Annotated in this window: 15 protein-coding genes; 11 read left to right on the top strand and 4 right to left on the bottom strand. The window is 67.0% G+C overall.

The genetic code is table 11. The features are described 5' to 3' along the window. Window positions 1-21: 21 nt before the first annotated feature. Window positions 22-1,068, bottom strand: coding sequence for an endonuclease/exonuclease/phosphatase family protein (locus U9J33_RS13790; RefSeq protein ID WP_324696068.1), 1,047 nt, complete (start codon window positions 1,066-1,068; stop codon window positions 22-24). Window positions 1,069-1,209: 141 nt separating this feature from the next. Here U9J33_RS13790 and U9J33_RS13785 point away from each other — a divergent pair, with 141 nt between their 5' ends. The 10 genes from U9J33_RS13785 to U9J33_RS13740 all read left to right on the top strand — a co-directional run bounded on the left by U9J33_RS13785 (window position 1,210) and on the right by U9J33_RS13740 (window position 12,605). Further along, window positions 1,210-1,920: a hypothetical protein gene (locus U9J33_RS13785; RefSeq protein WP_324696066.1), complete on the top strand. Its 711-nt coding sequence runs from the start codon at window positions 1,210-1,212 to the stop codon at window positions 1,918-1,920. 85 nt (window positions 1,921-2,005) lie between these two features. After that, window positions 2,006-2,590, top strand: coding sequence for an RNA polymerase sigma factor (locus U9J33_RS13780; protein WP_185997011.1), 585 nt, complete (start codon window positions 2,006-2,008; stop codon window positions 2,588-2,590). After that, window positions 2,574-3,536: a FecR family protein gene (locus U9J33_RS13775; protein WP_324696063.1), complete on the top strand. Its 963-nt coding sequence runs from the start codon at window positions 2,574-2,576 to the stop codon at window positions 3,534-3,536. Before U9J33_RS13780 ends, U9J33_RS13775 begins: the two co-directional genes overlap by 17 nt. Before the next feature lie 40 nt (window positions 3,537-3,576). Next, window positions 3,577-5,907, top strand: a complete 2,331-nt coding sequence (locus U9J33_RS13770) for a TonB-dependent receptor (protein ID WP_324696061.1) — start codon at window positions 3,577-3,579, stop codon at window positions 5,905-5,907. Continuing rightward, window positions 5,894-6,661, top strand: a complete 768-nt coding sequence (locus U9J33_RS13765) for a polysaccharide deacetylase family protein (RefSeq protein WP_324696059.1) — start codon at window positions 5,894-5,896, stop codon at window positions 6,659-6,661. The genes U9J33_RS13770 and U9J33_RS13765 overlap by 14 nt, the downstream gene beginning before the upstream one ends. Before the next feature lie 54 nt (window positions 6,662-6,715). After that, on the top strand, window positions 6,716-7,879 hold the full coding sequence (locus U9J33_RS13760; RefSeq protein ID WP_324696057.1) for a glycosyltransferase: 1,164 nt from the start codon (window positions 6,716-6,718) through the stop codon (window positions 7,877-7,879). Between the two features lie 123 nt (window positions 7,880-8,002). Next, window positions 8,003-8,875, top strand: a complete 873-nt coding sequence (locus tag U9J33_RS13755) for a hypothetical protein (protein ID WP_324696054.1) — start codon at window positions 8,003-8,005, stop codon at window positions 8,873-8,875. 52 nt (window positions 8,876-8,927) lie between these two features. Further along, on the top strand, window positions 8,928-10,121 hold the full coding sequence (locus U9J33_RS13750) for a hypothetical protein (protein WP_324696052.1): 1,194 nt from the start codon (window positions 8,928-8,930) through the stop codon (window positions 10,119-10,121). Continuing rightward, entirely contained in the window at window positions 10,118-11,512 is a 1,395-nt protein-coding gene (locus U9J33_RS13745; RefSeq protein WP_324696050.1) for a lipopolysaccharide biosynthesis protein, read from the top strand. Before U9J33_RS13750 ends, U9J33_RS13745 begins: the two co-directional genes overlap by 4 nt. A gap of 4 nt (window positions 11,513-11,516) precedes the next feature. Continuing rightward, window positions 11,517-12,605 carry a glycosyltransferase family 4 protein gene (locus U9J33_RS13740; protein ID WP_054440467.1) on the top strand — a complete coding sequence of 363 codons (1,089 nt, stop codon included), beginning with the start codon at window positions 11,517-11,519 and terminating at the stop codon, window positions 12,603-12,605. On the opposite strand, the gene U9J33_RS13735 is transcribed toward U9J33_RS13740, so the two are convergent. The 3 genes from U9J33_RS13735 to U9J33_RS13725 are packed head-to-tail and all read right to left on the bottom strand — an operon-like array spanning window position 12,571 to window position 15,574. Continuing rightward, the gene (locus U9J33_RS13735) at window positions 12,571-13,467 is read right to left on the bottom strand and encodes a formyl transferase (protein WP_324696048.1); all 897 of its coding nucleotides are present in this window, start codon (window positions 13,465-13,467) and stop codon (window positions 12,571-12,573) included. The two genes, U9J33_RS13740 and U9J33_RS13735, sit on opposite strands and share 35 nt — an antisense overlap. A 6-nt stretch (window positions 13,468-13,473) precedes the next feature. Then, window positions 13,474-14,907, bottom strand: coding sequence for a sensor histidine kinase (locus U9J33_RS13730; RefSeq protein WP_054440463.1), 1,434 nt, complete (start codon window positions 14,905-14,907; stop codon window positions 13,474-13,476). Then, window positions 14,900-15,574, bottom strand: coding sequence for a response regulator transcription factor (locus U9J33_RS13725; RefSeq protein ID WP_324696046.1), 675 nt, complete (start codon window positions 15,572-15,574; stop codon window positions 14,900-14,902). Before U9J33_RS13725 ends, U9J33_RS13730 begins: the two co-directional genes overlap by 8 nt. A gap of 272 nt (window positions 15,575-15,846) precedes the next feature. Here U9J33_RS13725 and U9J33_RS13720 point away from each other — a divergent pair, with 272 nt between their 5' ends. Beyond that, a complete protein-coding gene (locus U9J33_RS13720) occupies window positions 15,847-17,178 on the top strand; it encodes a TolC family protein (protein ID WP_324699061.1) in 1,332 nt (443 codons plus the stop codon). The last annotated feature ends 5 nt before the right edge of the window (window positions 17,179-17,183 follow it).

The raw sequence follows: 17,183 nt of genomic DNA, 5'->3' as shown, positions 1-17,183 counted from the left end.
CGATGCCCCGACCTTGCGGGTTCATCGCTGTTTGCAGTCGTTGCTGTGGAAGCAATAAGTGACGACGTAGCCGATGTGATCCGAAAGCGCATCGGCCCCGGGATGGGCGCCGAACGGTACGTCCATGGCCCCGAAGGCGAGCTTCGTGGCAGTGCCGGAACGGTAATATTGCTTGTCCTTGCCGCGCTTCACGATTGCCGCAAGTTCCGGCCGCAAGGTCGTTTCGGAACCCGGCAGCCGGGACGAGGCTTCAGCGGTGCCCAGTGCATCGCCGATCAGGCTTTTCGCTCCGGAGATGCGGTCCGGGTCGTGGCCGACATTGAAATCCCCGGCGAAAACCAATGCCTGGCTCGCAGGAACCTGGGCGTGGATAAATGAGAAGGCAGCGGCCAGTTGCAGCCTGTAGGCCTGGTTGGCCCGATCGACCGAGACGCCTGAGGCGCGGCGGGAGTTGAGATGGGTATTCGCAACCGCGACGGGTTGCGCCTGCCCCGGAACCCTGACCCAGGCCACCAGCAGTCCCTTGGAGGCGAGACAGTCGAAACCCGCGCAGAGGGACGCGGGAAAGGCCATCCGTCTTGCAGCGATAATCGGGTAGTCCGACATGATGACGAGGCCGCTGTCCACCCATTTGCCCTCGGTCTCGCCTCTGGTCCACGACGCGCCGTTCGCAAGATTGGCGGAGGCCAGCCTCTCGGAGCGATCCGATGGCTTGCCGAGAGCTTCCGAGGGCTGCGGTCCGATCGCGATCCACTTGTAACCGGCGCGAGCGGCGATCGCCTTGGCTTCGGGGACGAATGCTTCCTGCAAGGCCACGACATCCGGTTGGCGGCCGCTCAGCCTGAGGCTTCCAAGCTGCTCCGCGATCTTTTCCAGCGCGGCCGGGCGGCCCAGCGCGGCGGGGAAGGGCAGGCCCTTCACATTGTAGGTCATGACGGAAAGTGTGCCCGGCGTTCCCGAAGCAGCTTTGGCTCGCGGCTGGTAGACAGCGGCCGGAAGGGGGCGGGCGATGTTGGAAGCGGAAAGACCGGCAACCATGGCAAGGGTGATGAAACCAAGTCGGTACACGCAGGAGAACTCCAGCTTCGATCTCGCCTAGACGCCGGGAACCCGCATTTCCCGCATCACGCATTTTCAGGTGCGGGTTCGGGCTCGCACCGGAGTCTCTCCAAGGTCCCGCCGCTCGGGACGGGGAACGGAGCTCCAGTCATGAGGCGATCCAAGATGACCGGCGTTGCATGCGCATTGCTTGCGATGGGGCCGAACATTGCCGAGGCGCGGACCGAGAAGGTCTGGGGCATGAGCGGCGCGCGCTATCTGCCGCAACTCGTCGAGTGGTCGCTGTCTGATATGTCCATGCCGGATCAGGTGAAGGTCATGCGCCTTGAAAACGATTCCGGCGATGCGGGCTGGCGTTTCGACCTGCTGGCGATCCGTTCGCTCGATCCGGTAGAGCTTCCCGGCGATCCGGACGGGGCGCGGTTCCGGGGGCGGCACATGAGCTTCAGCGCCTGGCATTCGCTGGGAGACAGCAGTATTCTGCGGCTGAACGGCGTTGCCGGCCGTGTAAGCCGGCGAAGCGGTTCCGGCATCCTGCTTCCGGCCAAGACCCGCGCCGGATATGCGGCGGCGGAACTTTCGCTGGATCATGGGCGCGACTGGTCGGTTTCGGCCGGCATCTACCGGCAGGGCGGCTGGGGCGGGCGTTCGCTCGAAAACGACCTCCTTCGCATGACCAACGGCGAGCCCGCGGCAGCCATGGGTGTTCACGCTGCCGCCCGCGTCGCCGTTTTCAACGGCTCGGGCGAGCCGCGGACCTGGCTCGGGCTCGACGTGCATTCCGGTAGAAGGGCGGCGGGCCTTGGGCAGGCACTGCGAGCCGGCAGCGATGTCAGCCTCGTGCTGACGTCCAGCTTCTGAGGGTGCCATGACGGTCGCTGGAAGATCACCGGAACATCTGCTTTACCTGAGAGAGGAAAGAGCGCTTGCGCAGGAAGGACGGGCTATGACGTCGCTCGGGCAGGAGGTGCCTGCCGATGGAGGACTACGGCAGGTATGCCTCGCCATGCGGGGCGAACTGCGGCGCTTCCTGCTGGCCCGCCGGGTAAGCGAGGCGGATGTCGAGGACTTGTTGCAGGATCTGTTCCTTCGCCTTGAAACCACGGTGACGGGGCCGGTCCGCGCACCGCGCGCCTATCTCTACCAGATGGTCAACAACATGGCTCACACTCGGCGGCGCACGGAAACGCGCCGCCAGTCCCGCGATGCGGGCTGGATCGACGCGCGGGACGGCGAGGAACAGGCCGATGCCGCGCCCGACGCCGAAGCCACGCTCGTGGCCCGTGACCAGCTGGCCCGCGTGGAAGCCCGGCTTGCCCAGTTGCCGGAGCGGACCGCCTACGTCTTCCGCCAGTTCAGGATCGAAGGCGCGTCGCAGAAGGACATCGCGGGGCATCTCGGGATAAGCCTGAGCGCGGTGGAAAAGCATTTGCAGCGCGCCTATCGCGCGGTGCTCGAAATTCGCGCCCGGCTGGACGATGCAGCCGGCGGGGCCGGAAGAACAGGAGGGTTCGATGATTCGTCCCGATGACGAGGGCATTCATGGGCAGGCAATCGCCTGGCATGTGCGGCTCGCCGATGCGAGCGAGGAGGACTGGGGCGAGTTCGCCGCCTGGCTCGAGGCGGATGCGCGCCACAACGATGCCTACGAGGCCGTTTGCGACGAGGATCTGGCGCTCTCTCCCGCCGTGGCTTTGGCGAGGCAGGAGAATTTTCGGACAGAGGCGGAAGCCGGGCATCGGGATGCTGCCGTCTCGCCGATCGGCGCGCGGCGGCCCGGACGCTGGATGTGGCCGGCCATGGCGGCGACCGTGGCGCTTGTCGCCGCCGGGTCATGGATGGCCGTGGGAGGATGGGACCGGTCCTACACCGTGACGACGGCGCCGGGCGAAGCACGGACGATCGCGCTATCCGACGGCAGCAGGATCATGCTGAACGGCGGCACCGAACTGGTGCTGCGCCAGTCCGACCCGCGCGTTGCCGAACTCAAGGCCGGGGAGGCGCAGTTCTCCGTCCGTCACAATGCGGAAAAGCCCTTCACCCTGACCGTCGGTTCGCAGCGCGTGGTCGATGTGGGGACCGTGTTCAACGTTCGCTCCGGCAGCGGCGGGGTGCAGGTGGAAGTGTCCGAAGGGGCGGTCCGGTTCGAGGACGGCATTACGCGCCTTCGCCTCAATGCCGGCGATACCCTGAAGGCGAGCGGCGACAGGCTGATGGAAGGAAGCAAGGCCGCCGCCGACATCGGCGCATGGACGCGCGGCAAGCTGGTCTACCGCGATGCGCCGCTCGTGGAAGTCGCGGGCGACATTACCCGGGCGCGGGGGATTGCCATCGAACTGGGCCCCGATCTATCGAAGACAAGTTTCACGGGCGTGATACAGCTGGACGGGGACAATGCGGCGCTGCAACGGCGTGTCGAGGTCCTGATTGGTGCGAAGGTGACCGAAACTGCCGATGGTTGGTCGATCACACGTTAACCGGTTCCTTCCCGCTCTATTGGCGGTCGCCGTCAACACGATGCAGGCCGCTCCGGCGCTGGCAGCGGAGACGCATGTTTTCGCGGTGCCGGCGGGGCGGCTTTCGGACGCCTTGCTGGCCCTTGCGCAGCAGGCGGGAATCTCGATCGCGCTCGGCGATCCCAGGCTGGATACCCTGCGTTCGCGCGGGATTTCGGGCCGTCACGATGTAGCCGAGGCGTTGCGGCGAATTCTCGCCGGAAGCGGGTACGACTTCGTCTTCGTCGATTCCCGTACCGTGCGGCTGGTGAAGCGCGCCGCTGCGCCCGCCATCGCTCCCAGGGCGCCGCGCATGGGGGCGGCTCCTGCTATCCGGCCAGTGCCTGTCCCGGAGGTGGCGGGGCCGGACATTCTCGTCACGGCGACCAAGCAGCGCCTTGGCCTTGCCGACTATCCCGCCAGCCTGGCGGTGGTGGAGCCTGACCGCGAGGAACTGGCACGGGCAGGCGGGCGCGGAACCGGCTATATCCTGGGCAAGCTGCCGGAGCTGTCCTCGACCAATCTGGGGCCGGGCCGGAACAAGATATTCATCCGCGGCATCGCCGACAGCAGCTTCAACGGCACCAGCCAGTCTACGATCAGCCAGTATCTGGGCGAGATGCGGCTGATCTACTCCGCGCCTGACCCCGATCTTGCCTTGCATGACATCGCCCGCGTCGAAGTGCTGGAAGGGCCGCAGGGCACGCTCTACGGGGCGGGAACCCTTGGCGGCATCATCCGCCTTGTCCCGACGCCGCCCGATCCGGGAAAGACCTCGCTCGAAGGGGCGTTCGGCGTCCGCCTCACGCAGGACGGCGCGCCGGGCGGCGACGGGGCGCTCGTGGCGAACCTGCCGCTGGCAAGGGATCGACTGGCCCTGCGCGCCGTGGTCTACCGCACCGTCGACGGCGGCTATATCGACGATGCCGCGCGCGGTCTGAGGGACATCAACCGCAACGTCATGACGGGGTTTCGCGCGGCGCTTCGCTGGCAGCCGGATGCGGCATGGACGGTGGATGTCACTCTGGCCGGACAGGACCTCAATTCCCGCGACGGGCAATATACCCTGCGCGGAGAGCCCGATCTGGTTCGTTCGTCCGCGATCGCGCAGCCGTTCGACAACGACTATCGCCTGGCCGGCGTGACCCTGTCCCGCGATTGGGGTGAAACCCGGCTGACTTCTGCCACCGGCTATGCCCGGCAGAGCATCGACACCGTGTTCGATGCCACCACCTCCGCATCGCCGCAGATCCGGCAGTACGAGGAGGATGTCGCGGTAAAGCTGCTCTCGCACGAGACGCGGCTGAGCGGGAACTGGGGCAATGGCGGGACATGGCTCGTGGGTCTGGGCCTGGTCAACAATATCGACCGTGCGGTGCGCAGGCTCGGCGCGCCCGGTGCGCTGGACACGCTCTCCAATCTCGCCAACACGACACTGGATGCGGCAGCTTTCGGCGAGTTCGGCATTCCTCTGCGGCGCAATGTCCAGCTCACGCTCGGGGGGCGGTTCAGCTACGTTCGCCAGACCAGCGAATTCATGGGGCAGGGTGGCCTCGATTTCGAGCCGGTGCGCCGCCAGCAGCGTTTTCTGCCCTCCGTTGCGTTGTCATGGAAGCCGGGAGCAGGGGTGCTGGCCTATGGCCGATATCAGCAGGGCTATCGCCCCGGGGGTCTTCAGGTAACCGGCTCCGCGGCCGATCCCAGCGCGGATCGCTTCGTGTCCGACCGCATCCAGACGGTTGAGCTGGGCCTGCGCTTCGGCATGGAGAAGGGCGCCCGCCTGTCCGGCAGCCTGACCGCTTCGCTCGCTCGCTGGCGGAATATCCAGGCCGATCTCGTTGCCATAGACGGGCTGCCCTACGTGGCGAACATCGGTTCGGGCCGGGTAGGAAATCTGGCCTTTTCGCTGGCCTGGCGCCCGGTGGACGCCCTGTCGCTGGAGGCGGCGGGTTTCCTCAATTCCAGCAGCCTGTCCGATCCCGCCCCGGGCTTCGACAACATCAGCGACCGAGACTTGCCCAACGTCGCCGACCAGGGATGGCGCACGGCGGCCAAGTTCGTCCATTCGCTTGGCTGGGCGGACCTCACGCTCGATACGGCGATACGCCATGTCGGGCGTTCGAAACTGGCGATCCTTTCCCCCTTCGCGCTGACACAGGGGCGTTACTACGACCTCTCGGCGGGCGGCCGGCTGTCATTCGGCCGCTGGGGGCTGTCGCTCGACCTTGCGAACATTCTCAACGACCGGGGCAACACTTTTGCCTTCGGCAATCCCTTCACGGTGGCTCAGGGTCTGCAGCAGACACCGATGCGCCCGCGTTCCCTGAGGATCGGCGTCGATGCCCAGTTCTGAACTCCGCAATAGCGCTGAGACCCGGCGCCTGCTCGTCTCGATCCACGATGTCGCCCCTTGCTTCGAAAGCGAGGTGGACCGGCTTGTCGAGATTCTGGAGGCCCGGCTGGGCGCGGCGCGTTTCGCCATGCTGGTCGTGCCCGATCACTGGGGGCGGGCATCGCTTTCGCAAGCGCCGCGTTTCCAGGCACGGCTAAGGGGCTGGGCCGAGGCCGGGGTCGAGATGTTCGTTCACGGCTGGTACCATCGCGACGATGCCGTCCACGGCGGCGGGGCGGGCTTCAAGGCGCGCCACATGACGGCGGGAGAGGGCGAATTCCTTGGCCTTTCCCAAGCCGAAGCCTTGCGGCGAATGCGCGACGGCAAGGCCCTGCTGGAAGACATCGTGGGCATGCCGGCGGCCGGTTTCATCGCTCCGGCCTGGCTTTACGGGCCGGGCGCGATGGCGGCGATGGAAGAATGCGGTTTCGCGCTGGCGGAAGACCATTTCCGCGTCTGGCAGCCGGGCAACGCGGACCGGCCGCTCGCGCGCGGCCCGGTCATCACCTGGGCAAGCCGCAGCACCATGCGCACGGCCTCTTCGCTGTTCTTTGCCGCGCTCGCCCGGCGGGCCATGCAGCGCCAGCGCGTGGTGCGCATCGCCGTCCATCCCGGAGACGTGACGAAGGCGTCATTGGTGCGCAGTATCGATCGCACCCTTGCCGCATTCTCCGCCGGGCACGTTCCGGGCCGCTACGCCGAACTGCTCGCCTGAAAAAATCCTCCGGGGCGCAGTGTGGGTCCGGAGGAATGCCGGAGTCATATCGGCATGACCGAACCTCTCAGGATCGTCCTTCCCATTCACAGCTTTGAGCCGGGCGGGGTTGAGCGCGTCGCGCTGAACCTGGCCCGGCACTGGCAGGACGCCGGGCACGACGTGGTCGTCGTGCTGGGGCGAAACGAGGGCCCGGACCGCGCCTGCGCGCCGCCCGGCCTGCGGTACTGGAGTTGTCGCAGCTTCATCCCCACCGCGCCTTTCGAAACGATCTGGATGATGTGGTGCCTGTGCCTCTATCTGGCGCGGGGCCGGGCCGATGTGCTGTTCTGCCCCGGCAACACCTACACCGTGGTCTGCGTGGTGATGAAGCTGCTGCTGGGCGATCGCTGCCCGCCGGTTGTGGTGAAAGTGAGCAACGACCTTGTTCGCGCCGACAAGCCGCTGCTCCGCCGGCTGTGGTACCGGCTCTGGCTGCGCCTGAACGGACTGTTCCTCGATCGCTTCGTGGCGCTGGCCGAGCCGATGTTCGACGAAGTCGTCAAGGGCATGGGCGTCGCCGCGCATCGGGTGACGACGATCCACGATCCGGCGCTGGACCGGCGCCGCTTCGAACGGTTGCAGGCGATGCCTCGAGAGCGCGCGGCGGGCCGGGCGCTGCGCTACCTCGCGGTAGGGCGGCTGGCGGCGCAGAAGAATGTCGAGATGTTGCTGATGGCTTTCGCCTCGGGGTTCAGGCCGGGTGACCGGCTCACCATCGTTGGCGCGGGGCCGGAGCTTGGCGCGTTACGGCGGGTCGTGCGGACCATGGCGCTGCGGGGTATCGTGACGTTCACCGGCCACCTTCCGTCTCCAGACGAGCATCTCCGGACCTCGGACTGCCTGCTGCTCTCCTCGAACTACGAAGGGGTGCCCGCCGTCGTGATCGAGGCCATCGCCGCGGGCCTGCCGGTCATCGCCACCGATTGCTGCGCCAGCATGAAGAGCTTGCTGGGGGGCGGCACGCGGGGGGTGCTGGTGCCTGTCGGCGACGTGCACGCCATGGCGCAGGCCATTGCCCGCCCGGAACGGCTGCCTCAGCCGGGCCCCGGCGAACGGGCATATGCTGCACGGTTCTCGCTCGAACTGGCCGCAACTTCGTATCTTGCGGTCATGCGCGAGGCCGTTGCCGTGTCCGATCAGGTGCGCACCGCACTCCTCCCGGAGCTGCTGCGTTAGGTCGCGGCCCCACTCCCTTCACAAGACCCGAGGACGATCCGTTTGCTCCCATCTGCCATGCCTGCTGCGCCGTCGCCGCGCTTTCCCCCGCTCCAGGCCCAGGACAGGGCTTCGCGTTTTCGCATGGCAACCTTGTTGCCGCTGCTGTTCTCGGTGCTCGTGGCGCTGGCCGTGGTGCTGGCGATGAGAGGCATGGACCCGGCGCGGATTTACGCCATGGTCCCGCGCGCGCCGTCCTTCTGGATCGTGTTCGCCGTGTTCTACCTTGCCGGACCGCTCAGCGAATGGGCGATCTTCCACCGGCTCTGGAACCTGCCCGCAGGCGGACTGGTGCCGCTGCTGCGCAAGCTCGTGTGCAACGAACTGCTCTTCGGCTATCTGGGAGAGGCCTACTTCTACACATGGGCGCGCCGCCGCCGCGCGATGACCGCGGCGCCGTTCGGCGCGATCAAGGACGTGGCGATTCTTTCCGCCATGGCCGGCAACGGGGTGACGCTGTTCCTGCTTCTGGCGGTGGTGCCGTTCGTTTCCGCCGGCGATCTCGGGCTGGAGAACGATTCCGTCCTCGTCTCGCTGGGCGTGGTGCTCGTCACCTCGATCGCGGCGATGTTCCTGCGCCGACGCATCTTTTCCCTACCGCGAGAGGAACTGGGCGCGATCCTGGGCATCCATCTGCTGCGCATCGCCGCAACCACGATCCTGTCCGCGGTGCTCTGGCACATGGTGCTGCCGCATGTGCCGGTGGCCTCATGGCTCCTGCTTTCGACCCTGCGCCTGCTGGTTTCCCGGCTGCCCTTCGTGCCCAACAAGGACGTGGCTTTCGCGGGGCTCGCGGTCTTCACGCTCGGGCATGAGACAAGCATCGCCGCCCTGATGACGATGATGGCCTCGGTGATCCTGCTGGTCCACGTGCTGCTCGGCCTCGCGTTGGTGGCCCTGGATGTCCTGCGCCATGTCTCGGGCCCCGCCGGAGCGGAGGAAGCAGGGCACCCATAAAAAATCGAGGCGGCGGGATGCGGGTGTGCTGCCGGTGCGGAGTCCATGCACCATGCGCATAGGATTCCTGTTCAACCACGACCAGATTCACCAGGTCGCCCACAGCCTGCCGATTGCCATGGCCATGGCCGATCAGGGTTTCCCGGGCGAATTGATCGTTGCGACCACGAACGCGGCCCTCGCCGCCGAAGTGCGCCGCCTGGCCGGTGACTATCTCGGCAGGACGATCCGGCATGTCGAACTGGGCCCTTCCACGCTGTCGCGCAGCATGGACGCCTTGCTGGGGCGCGTCGTGCCTGCCGCCAAACTGCTCATCTACCGCGACAATCTCCCGTTTTTCCGCAGTCTCGACGTGCTTGTGGTGGCCGAGAAGACCTCGCTCATCCTCAAGAAGCGCTACGGCCTTCACGATCTCGCGATCGTTCATACCAGACACGGCGCCGGAGACCGGGCGATCGGCTTCGACAAGGCCAGTGCCTGTTTCGATCATGTGCTCTGTTCGGGCACGAAAGTCCGCGACCGCCTGGTGTCCGAAGCCCGGGTCGAACCCACGCGGATCAGCATCGTCGGCTATCCCAAGTTCGACGTCCTGCCCAGCCGGATCGCCAGACGCTTCCTGCCGGCGGGGGAGCGCGTGGTGCTCTACAACCCGCATTGCTCGCCGCATCTGTCCTCGTGGTATCGGCACGGGCACGGCGTTTTCGAGCATTTCCTGAACGACGAGGGCAGCGGGCTGGTCTTTGCACCGCACGTCATGCTGTTCCAGCGGCAGTTCGTCGTGGCCATCGACAAGCTCAGCATCGAAAAGGCGGGGGCCATTCCGCAGCGCTTCCTGCGGGGCGAGAATATCAAGATCGACCTCGGCAGCCGCGCCTCGACCGACATGACCTATACGCTGTCCTCCGATATCTACCTCGGCGATGCCAGCAGCCAGGTCTACGAATTCATGCTGCGCCCGAGGCCCTGCATCTTCCTCAACAGCCACGGGCACGAATGGCGCGGCGATCCCAATTTCCTCCACTGGACAGCGGGCGAGGTCATCCGCAAACCGGACGAGCTGCCGGCCGCGATCGACCGTGCCGAGCAACTGCACGAGGAGCACTATCGCGCGGTGCAGGAGCAACTTTTCGCCAGCAGTTTCGATCTGCAGGACACGCCGTCCTCGGTTCGCGCCGCCATCGCCATCGCGACCTTCGCAGAGCATCGGTCGCCGTCCTTCCGCCCCATGAACCGTCTTTCGGCATGAAGCCGCTCGACGCATTCTTCTGGCGCCGCGCGGCCGGTGAAGGGCCGATCCGCAGGCAGGACAGCCCGGTTCGGCCGGAGGCGTTGCCCGGCGGCATAGTGGGCCGCATCTTCGCCTCACTCGGCATGGTCCTGGGCGGGAAGGCCGGCGCGGGGCTGGTCAGCCTGGCCTATCTGCTGCTGGCGACGCGTTTCCTGGGGCCGACCGAATATGGCGTGCTCGTGCTGGTCCATGCCTATATCACCACGGTTTGCGGCATCGTCGAGTTTCCGTCGTGGCAGGCCATCGTGCGGTATGGAGCCGAGGCCCAGCGGCAGGAAGATCCGCATCGCCTCGTCCGCCTGCTGCGCTTCGGGGCGAAGGTTGAGCTGGTCGGCGGCGTGCTGGCGATACTTTCCGCGGCTCTGCTGGTGCCGCTGGTGGGCGGGCATCTCGGCTGGCCGCCGAAAGCCATGGCCTTCGCACCGTTCTATGCCCTGGCCGTGCTGGGATCGGTGCGCTCTACTCCGGCGGGATATCTCCAGCTCTGCGGGCGTTTCGACCTGCTGGGACTGCACAATCTGGTGCAGCCGCTCTTCCGACTTGGCGGCGCGCTGATCGTCATTGCCTGCGGCTGGGGTATCCGCTCCTTCCTGTTCGCATGGCTGGTCGCCGCGCTGGCCGAGTTCGCGCTCATGTGGGGCATGGGGATATGGCTCGCCGCCCGCAATCTCGGCGCGGCCTTGCCGCATCCTGCGGGTAGCGCCGCGCCCGGCGGCGCGGCGCAGGAGAACCCGGGAATCTGGCGCTTCCTCATCGCCAGCAATGCCGACGTGACTCTAAGCGAACTGGCGGGAAGAGTGGCGCCGCTGGTGGTGGGCTGGGTGCTGGGACCGGCGATGGCGGGGCTCTATTCGGTCGCGCAGCGCGCGACCGTCATCATCGCGCAGCCGGCCCAGATACTGGGCAATACCGCATATGCAGAACTGGCCCATGTGGTTGCCGATGGCCGGGGCGGCGAAGCGCTGCGCCGGATATTGCGAAAGATCGTGACGGTCGGTCTGGTCGCGGCAACGCCGGTGGTGCTGGTCGTGGCGGTGTTCCCGCAGCAGATCCTCCAGCTCCTTGCGGGCCGGGCCTTCACCGAGGCTGCCGGCGTGATGATCGTGCTGGTACTGGCCCGGGCGATAGCGCTGATCGGACCGCCGTGCAGTTCGGCCATTTCCGCGCTGGGCCATCCGTCGCGGTCGATGGCCGCGAACCTTTTTGCAAGCCTCGTGTTCCTCTCGGCCATGCCCTGGCTGCTCCAGCGCTACGGGCTGATGGGGGCAGGTATCCAGGCACTGGGACAGGCCATTCTTGCCAGCGGGCTGCTCGTGCTGCTCGTCTGGCGCAGCAGCATGGGCCGCTAGGACGATGCGGATCGCCTATATCATCAATTCGGTGGAAGGCGGCGGCGCGGCGCTGCCGGTGCCGTCGATCGCGCGGGTGCTGGCAGAGGCCGGGGCCACGGTTCGCGTCTTCGCGCTGACCCGGCGGGACGGCAGGGCGCTTGCCGCGATGGAAGCCGCCGGGCTCGCCCCCTGCGTGCGTGACGGCGGCGACAAGGACCACGCACAGGCGCTGCGCTGGCTCCTGCGCGAGTTGAGGGCATGGCACGCCACGCACTTGTGGACCTCGCTGAGCCGGGCGACGGCGCTGGGCCTGCTGGCCGGCCCGAGGCTGGGCCTGCCGGTCGTCTGCTGGCAGCACGCTGCCTTCCTCAAGCCGTGGAACCTCCGCCTGCTGCGCGCGCTGCAACCGCGGGCGAGGCTGTGGGTCGCGGATTCGCAGACCGTTGCCGGGTTCATGAAGGACCGGCTCGGGATAAGGCCGGAACGGATCGCGACCTGGCCGATCTACGCCGTCGATCCGCGAATGCCGGTCGCCCGGGCCTGGCAGCCGGGGCAGGTGCTGCGGATCGGCAGCCTCGGCCGGCTTCATCCGGTAAAGGGCTACGATGTCCTGATCGAGGCGCTGGCGCGGTTGCGGCAGAACGGCTTTACGGCGCCGGTGCCCTGGACGCTGGACATCGCCGGCGAGGGAAGCGAGCGCGGCGCGCTGGAGGCACAGGCGAAGGCGGCGAGGATCGGCGACATTCGCTTGCCGGGCTATGCCGAGGATCCAAAGCGATTTCTGGCAACGCGGCACCTCTACGTGCAGCCTTCCCGTTCGGAAGGGTTCTGCATCGCGGCGCATGAGGGGCTTACCGCAGGCCTTCCCGTCATCGCCTCCAGCGTGGGCGAACTGGTCCATTCGGTAAGGCCTTTCGAGACAGGCTGGCTCTGTCCGCCGGAAAGCCCCGCCGCGCTCGCCGAGAACCTGCGTCAGGCGCTGAGCTATCCCAGCAGGCTGGCCGACATGGGGCAGGCAAGCCGCCGGGATATGCTCGCCCGCTTTTCTCCGGCGAACTTCGCGCGCGCGGGGACTGCTATCTGCGAGCGTATCGCCCCGCCGCCCGTTTGAGATCGAGCGCCATGCCCGCCAGCGAACGGTCGATGGTCTTCACATCGATGAGGGTGACGGCGCCGCACGCGCTCAGGGTATGCATGCCTTCGTACCGGCCCGAAGGACCGGAGGGGATCGCCATCGCATCGCCTGCTTCGGCCGAGAATCCGGTCTCGTCGAGGCGATCGATCCAGAGCGGACGGATCGCGCCGCCGTAAGTCCGCATGCAGTCCTGCGTCGGGAGCATGATGCGCCCCTCCACGACCAGCGGGGTTCCGCCGGGGCGCGAGGATTGCCGCCCGCGTCGCACCGGATTGCCGGGGTGCGGCGTCCACCGGCCCGTGAGTGTATCCGCCCAGGCGACGTGAAGCGTGCCCAGCTTGGTGTCGCGACTTTCGGCCGACGAATAGAACAGCCACCATCGGCCCTCATGTCGCAGGATCGATGCGTCGACTGGCAGGCAGTCCACCTCGATCGTGCATTCCGGGCGCCAGCGGTCCAGCGCGTCATCGCCGCGATAGAGCGTCAACTTGCCCGAGCGATGCGCCTCCGGCAGCATCCAGACCGCGCCTTCGCCCTGAAAGACTTGCGGATAGGACAAGTGCCAGGGCTCCTCCAGCACCAGTCGGCGATCGATCAGCGTGAAGCTCCGGTCGAACGTCAGCCGTTCGATCACCCCGTGACGTGTGCGGTAATCGTATTGCTCGGCAAAGACGTGAAGCCGGTTGCCGTCGTCGAAGCCGAAAGGGTCGGCCAGGAAGGTGAACGCGGGTTCCTGCGGGAACCACACGATGTCCGCTGCGGCATAGTCCGCCGCGAGCACCCGGCTTGCCGGGTGCGGCAGCAATCCGCACTGCCAGATGTCCTTGCGTCTAGGCATGGGCCCTCATAGCTCGCTGCCCGGCTTCGGCAACCGTGCATGTTCCATCAGAATTTCACCGGAACCGCCGGAAAGCTGGAACCTCACGCTTATTCGCAGGCCGGGCCGATTGTCCTCCAGCAGAAGCGGGGCGTCATGCAGGGCCGCGATGGCGCGCACCAGCGACAGGCCGAGGCCGGAACCCGGTGTGCTGCGGCTCGCGTCCAGGCGGTAGAACCGGACCAGCACCTTGTCGCGCTCCTCGGGCGGGATGCCGGGGCCGTCGTCGGCCACTTCGGCAAGCACCGATCCGCCGCGATGCGCGACGCGCAGGGTCAGCCGCGTTCCCGGCGGTGTGTGGATCAGCGCGTTTTCCACCAGGTTGGTGAACATCTGGGCCAGCAATTCGCCATCGCCCAGCACCGCAAGTCCCGGCTCGATGCAGGTCTCCAGACGCTTGCCGGCATCTTCCGCGACCGGCTCGTAAGCCAGCCCCACCCGTTCCACGATCTCGCTGATGTCCACCGGGGCGAGCCTGCCGCGTCCGGCGCCGCCCTCCAGCGTGCCGATGCGCAGCAAGGCCCGGAAGATGGCGAGGATTTCGTCGGTCTGCTCCAGCGAAACGTCGATGCCGGCATCGTAGGCATCGATCGTCTGCTGGCCGCGTAGGGCCTCCAGCTGCTGGCGGAGACGGGTGAGAGGGGTTCTCAGGTCGTGCGCGATGTCGGTAGATACCTGGCGCAGGCCCTCCATCAGGCCCTGGATGCGGTCGAGCATGAGATTGAGGTTGCTGGACAATTCGTCGAACTCGGGCCCCATGCCGATGGCCGGAAGCCGCTCGTCCATGGCCCCGGCCATGATCCTGCTCACCGAAGTGTTGACCCCGTGCAGACGGCGCACGAACAGACTGCCGACGAAGTAGCCTCCGACCAGCGCGAACAGGGTAATGCCGACCCCGCAGGCCAGCGTGAACGCCCGCAGCCGCGCCATCAGCGCGCGGACATCGAACGTGTCCGTGGCAACCACAAGATGGAGCCCGTCCGGCAAGGCTGTGCCGAGGGTCTGGAAGGTTTCCATCGCCTCGCCCCGCACGGCCACGTTGACTTCCCGGACGCTGAGCGTGCCGCGCCCGTCGAGCCGGACGCCGGAGGGCAGGTCGCCCGCGATCCGGATGCCGTCGCCGCGCACCAGGCGGAACCGGAACTGGGGATCTTTGCCGGTGTGGGAATGGCGGCGGATGGCGTCGGTGAGGCCGGAAAGGCCGAGTGCCCGATATTCCGATGCCAGCACCTTGGCTTCGTTGCTGAGAGTCCCGTCCGTTGCCGCGACGGCATAGCCTTCGATCTGGCGCTGCACCGCCACGAGCACGAGCAGCGAGCCCACCGCGAAGACGGCGGCAAACAGCACGGCGAAGCGGAACGCCCCGCTGCGCAGGACATTGCGGCTAAGCGGCTCAGCCACCGTCGATCCGATATCCCGCCCCCCGGACCGTCTGGATCAATTCGCGATCGAAGCCGCGATCCACCTTGGTGCGCAGCCGGCTCATGTGGCTCTCTATGATGTTGCTGCGCGGATCGAAGTGGAACGACCAGACGTTCTCCAGCAACATCGTGCGCGTCACCAGTTCGCCGGCGTGGCGCATGAGGTATTCGAGCAGCTTTAACTCCTGCGCCTGCAGTTCGATCTTTCCGCCCGCGCGCATCACGGTGCGGCGGATCAGGTCCACTTCCAGATCGGCGACTTTCAGGACCGCTACGGCGTCGGGAATCGGAGGTCGCCGCAGCAGCGCATTGAGGCGCGCCACCAGTTCCGATACGGCAAACGGCTTCACGAGATAATCGTCGGCACCCGCTTCGAGGCCCTGGACCCGGTCGTCCACGCCATCCATCGCCGTCAGCAGCAGGACCGGCGTGCGAATGCCGGCGGCACGCAGCGCCTTCATCACGCTGAGGCCGTCAACGCCCGGGACCATGCGATCGAGCACCAGCACATCGTACTGGCCGCTCGTCGCCATGAACAGCGCGTCGGCGCCAGAGCTGCAGCCGTCGATCACATGGCCCGCGGATTCGAGCGATCGTCCGACGTGCCTTTGCAGCTCTTCATCATCCTCGAGGAAGAGGATTTTCATCTCGGCCCGTTCTCCGCGGCAGGTACTTGTATCGCCTCCATTATGGCGCACACTCGGCATCGCCATGCAAGTTGGGAATTCCTAACATTCGGCTCACCTTGGGCGAATGTACCTGCTCTTATTACGCGTCCGAAGGTCTTGCCGGAGGTGATTGGCGATAATGGCATGCAGCGCATCGAAGATCGTCCTTGCGGAACAGGCATAGCGCCGTGGCACGCTCTTTCGCCGCCATGCGTCCGCATCCCCTTGGTCCCGTCCTGATCCGGGGCGCGATGAAGGTTCTGATCGGCATCGCCGTGGCCACGGTCAGCGGCTGCGCGCATTACACGCCGCTTCCGCTGCCGACTTCGGCGCCGCTGGCAAGCGATGTGCAGGGCCTGTCCGGCGAGGCGCCGTCCGCGCCGCTTTCGGTGAACGAGGTGGCATTGCTGGCGCTGGCGAACAATCCCGATCTCCAGGCCGTCCGGGCGGGCAGGGCGGTCGCCTCGGGGCAGACGAGGCAGGCGGGCCTGCTGCCCAATCCGTCGTTGTCTGCCGCCTTTCTTCCGCTTCTGTCCGGTGCGGGCACGGTGCCGGGCTGGAACATCGGCATCGCGCAGGACATCAAGGCGCTGATCACCTACAAGTCGCGGCGCCGCGCCGCATCGGACAGCGAGCGGCAGGTCGCCGCAGACGTGGTCTGGCAGGAGTGGCAGGTTGCCGGAAAGGCCCGCCAACTCGCGGCGAGCCTGATAATGGGCGCGCGCAGCCGCCCGGTCTACGTCGAGGCCTATGAACTGCTCCGCAGCAGGAACGCCCGGCTGGAGACCGCGCTGGCCGCGCGGACCGTGACCTTGAGCACCGTCGCGCCCGATCGCGTGGCGCTGCAATCGGCCCGCGCCGCGCTCGATGCGCTCGATCAGAACCAGCTTGCCCTGCGCCATCAGCTCAATGCCCTGCTCGGGCTCCGGCCCGATGCGGTGATCGCGCTGGCGGACAAGGCGGAGCTGCCGCCTTTCGATCCTGCGCAAATCAGGGCGACCCTTGCCGACCTGCCAGGTCGGCGCCCGGATCTGCTCGCCCTGCGCATGGGCTATGCCTCTGCTGACGAGTCCGTCCGGCAAGCCATCCTGTCGCAGTTCCCGGACTTCGTGCTGGGCGGCAGCGCGGCGAGCGACAATTCCAAAGTGGTCAGCGGCGGCCCCAACGTCACCCTCGGCCTGCCGATCTTCGACCGCGGGCAGGGCAACATCGCCATCGCCAATGCGACGCGGGCCAGGCTTCATGCCGAGTATGCCGCGCGTCTGGCGGCGACTGTCGGCGAAGTCGGCGCTTTGCTGGCGGAGACGGAACAACTCGCGGCCCAGCTCGAAAATGTGCGCCGCGACCTTCCTGCCGCCCGCATGGCTGCGGAACGGGCAAGGACCGCTTTCTCCGCATCGAACCTCGATGAGCGCGCCTACCTCGATCTCGCCGCGAACCGCTTCGCCAAGGAACAGGAAGCGATGACGCTGGAAGCTGCCCTGCTGGACCGCAAGATCGCGATCCTGACGCTTACGGGGGCCGGGCTGCCCACTGCCGACCTTCCCTCGGAGCCCGCCCCGGAACCCGGAGTGAACCCTTGAAAATC

The organism is Novosphingobium sp. RL4 (assembly GCF_035658495.1).
Taxonomy (GTDB): domain Bacteria; phylum Pseudomonadota; class Alphaproteobacteria; order Sphingomonadales; family Sphingomonadaceae; genus Novosphingobium.
Note: the sequence above shows the minus strand (reverse complement) of the source record. Positions and strands in the feature narration are given on the sequence as shown.

What these genes read in the sequence shown, in the direction of transcription:
- U9J33_RS13785 (WP_324696066.1), top strand. Translation starts at nt 1,210, where the DNA reads ATGAGGCGATCCAAGATGACCGGCGTTGCATGCGCATTGCTTGCGATG.
- U9J33_RS13780 (WP_185997011.1), top strand. Translation starts at nt 2,006, where the DNA reads ATGACGTCGCTCGGGCAGGAGGTGCCTGCCGATGGAGGACTACGGCAG.
- U9J33_RS13775 (WP_324696063.1), top strand. Translation starts at nt 2,574, where the DNA reads ATGATTCGTCCCGATGACGAGGGCATTCATGGGCAGGCAATCGCCTGG.
- U9J33_RS13770 (WP_324696061.1), top strand. Translation starts at nt 3,577, where the DNA reads ATGCAGGCCGCTCCGGCGCTGGCAGCGGAGACGCATGTTTTCGCGGTG.
- U9J33_RS13765 (WP_324696059.1), top strand. Translation starts at nt 5,894, where the DNA reads ATGCCCAGTTCTGAACTCCGCAATAGCGCTGAGACCCGGCGCCTGCTC.
- U9J33_RS13760 (WP_324696057.1), top strand. Translation starts at nt 6,716, where the DNA reads ATGACCGAACCTCTCAGGATCGTCCTTCCCATTCACAGCTTTGAGCCG.
- U9J33_RS13755 (WP_324696054.1), top strand. Translation starts at nt 8,003, where the DNA reads ATGGCAACCTTGTTGCCGCTGCTGTTCTCGGTGCTCGTGGCGCTGGCC.
- U9J33_RS13750 (WP_324696052.1), top strand. Translation starts at nt 8,928, where the DNA reads ATGCGCATAGGATTCCTGTTCAACCACGACCAGATTCACCAGGTCGCC.
- U9J33_RS13745 (WP_324696050.1), top strand. Translation starts at nt 10,118, where the DNA reads ATGAAGCCGCTCGACGCATTCTTCTGGCGCCGCGCGGCCGGTGAAGGG.
- U9J33_RS13740 (WP_054440467.1), top strand. Translation starts at nt 11,517, where the DNA reads ATGCGGATCGCCTATATCATCAATTCGGTGGAAGGCGGCGGCGCGGCG.
- U9J33_RS13735 (WP_324696048.1), bottom strand. Translation starts at nt 13,467, where the DNA reads ATGCCTAGACGCAAGGACATCTGGCAGTGCGGATTGCTGCCGCACCCG.
- U9J33_RS13725 (WP_324696046.1), bottom strand. Translation starts at nt 15,574, where the DNA reads ATGAAAATCCTCTTCCTCGAGGATGATGAAGAGCTGCAAAGGCACGTC.
- U9J33_RS13720 (WP_324699061.1), top strand. Translation starts at nt 15,847, where the DNA reads ATGAAGGTTCTGATCGGCATCGCCGTGGCCACGGTCAGCGGCTGCGCG.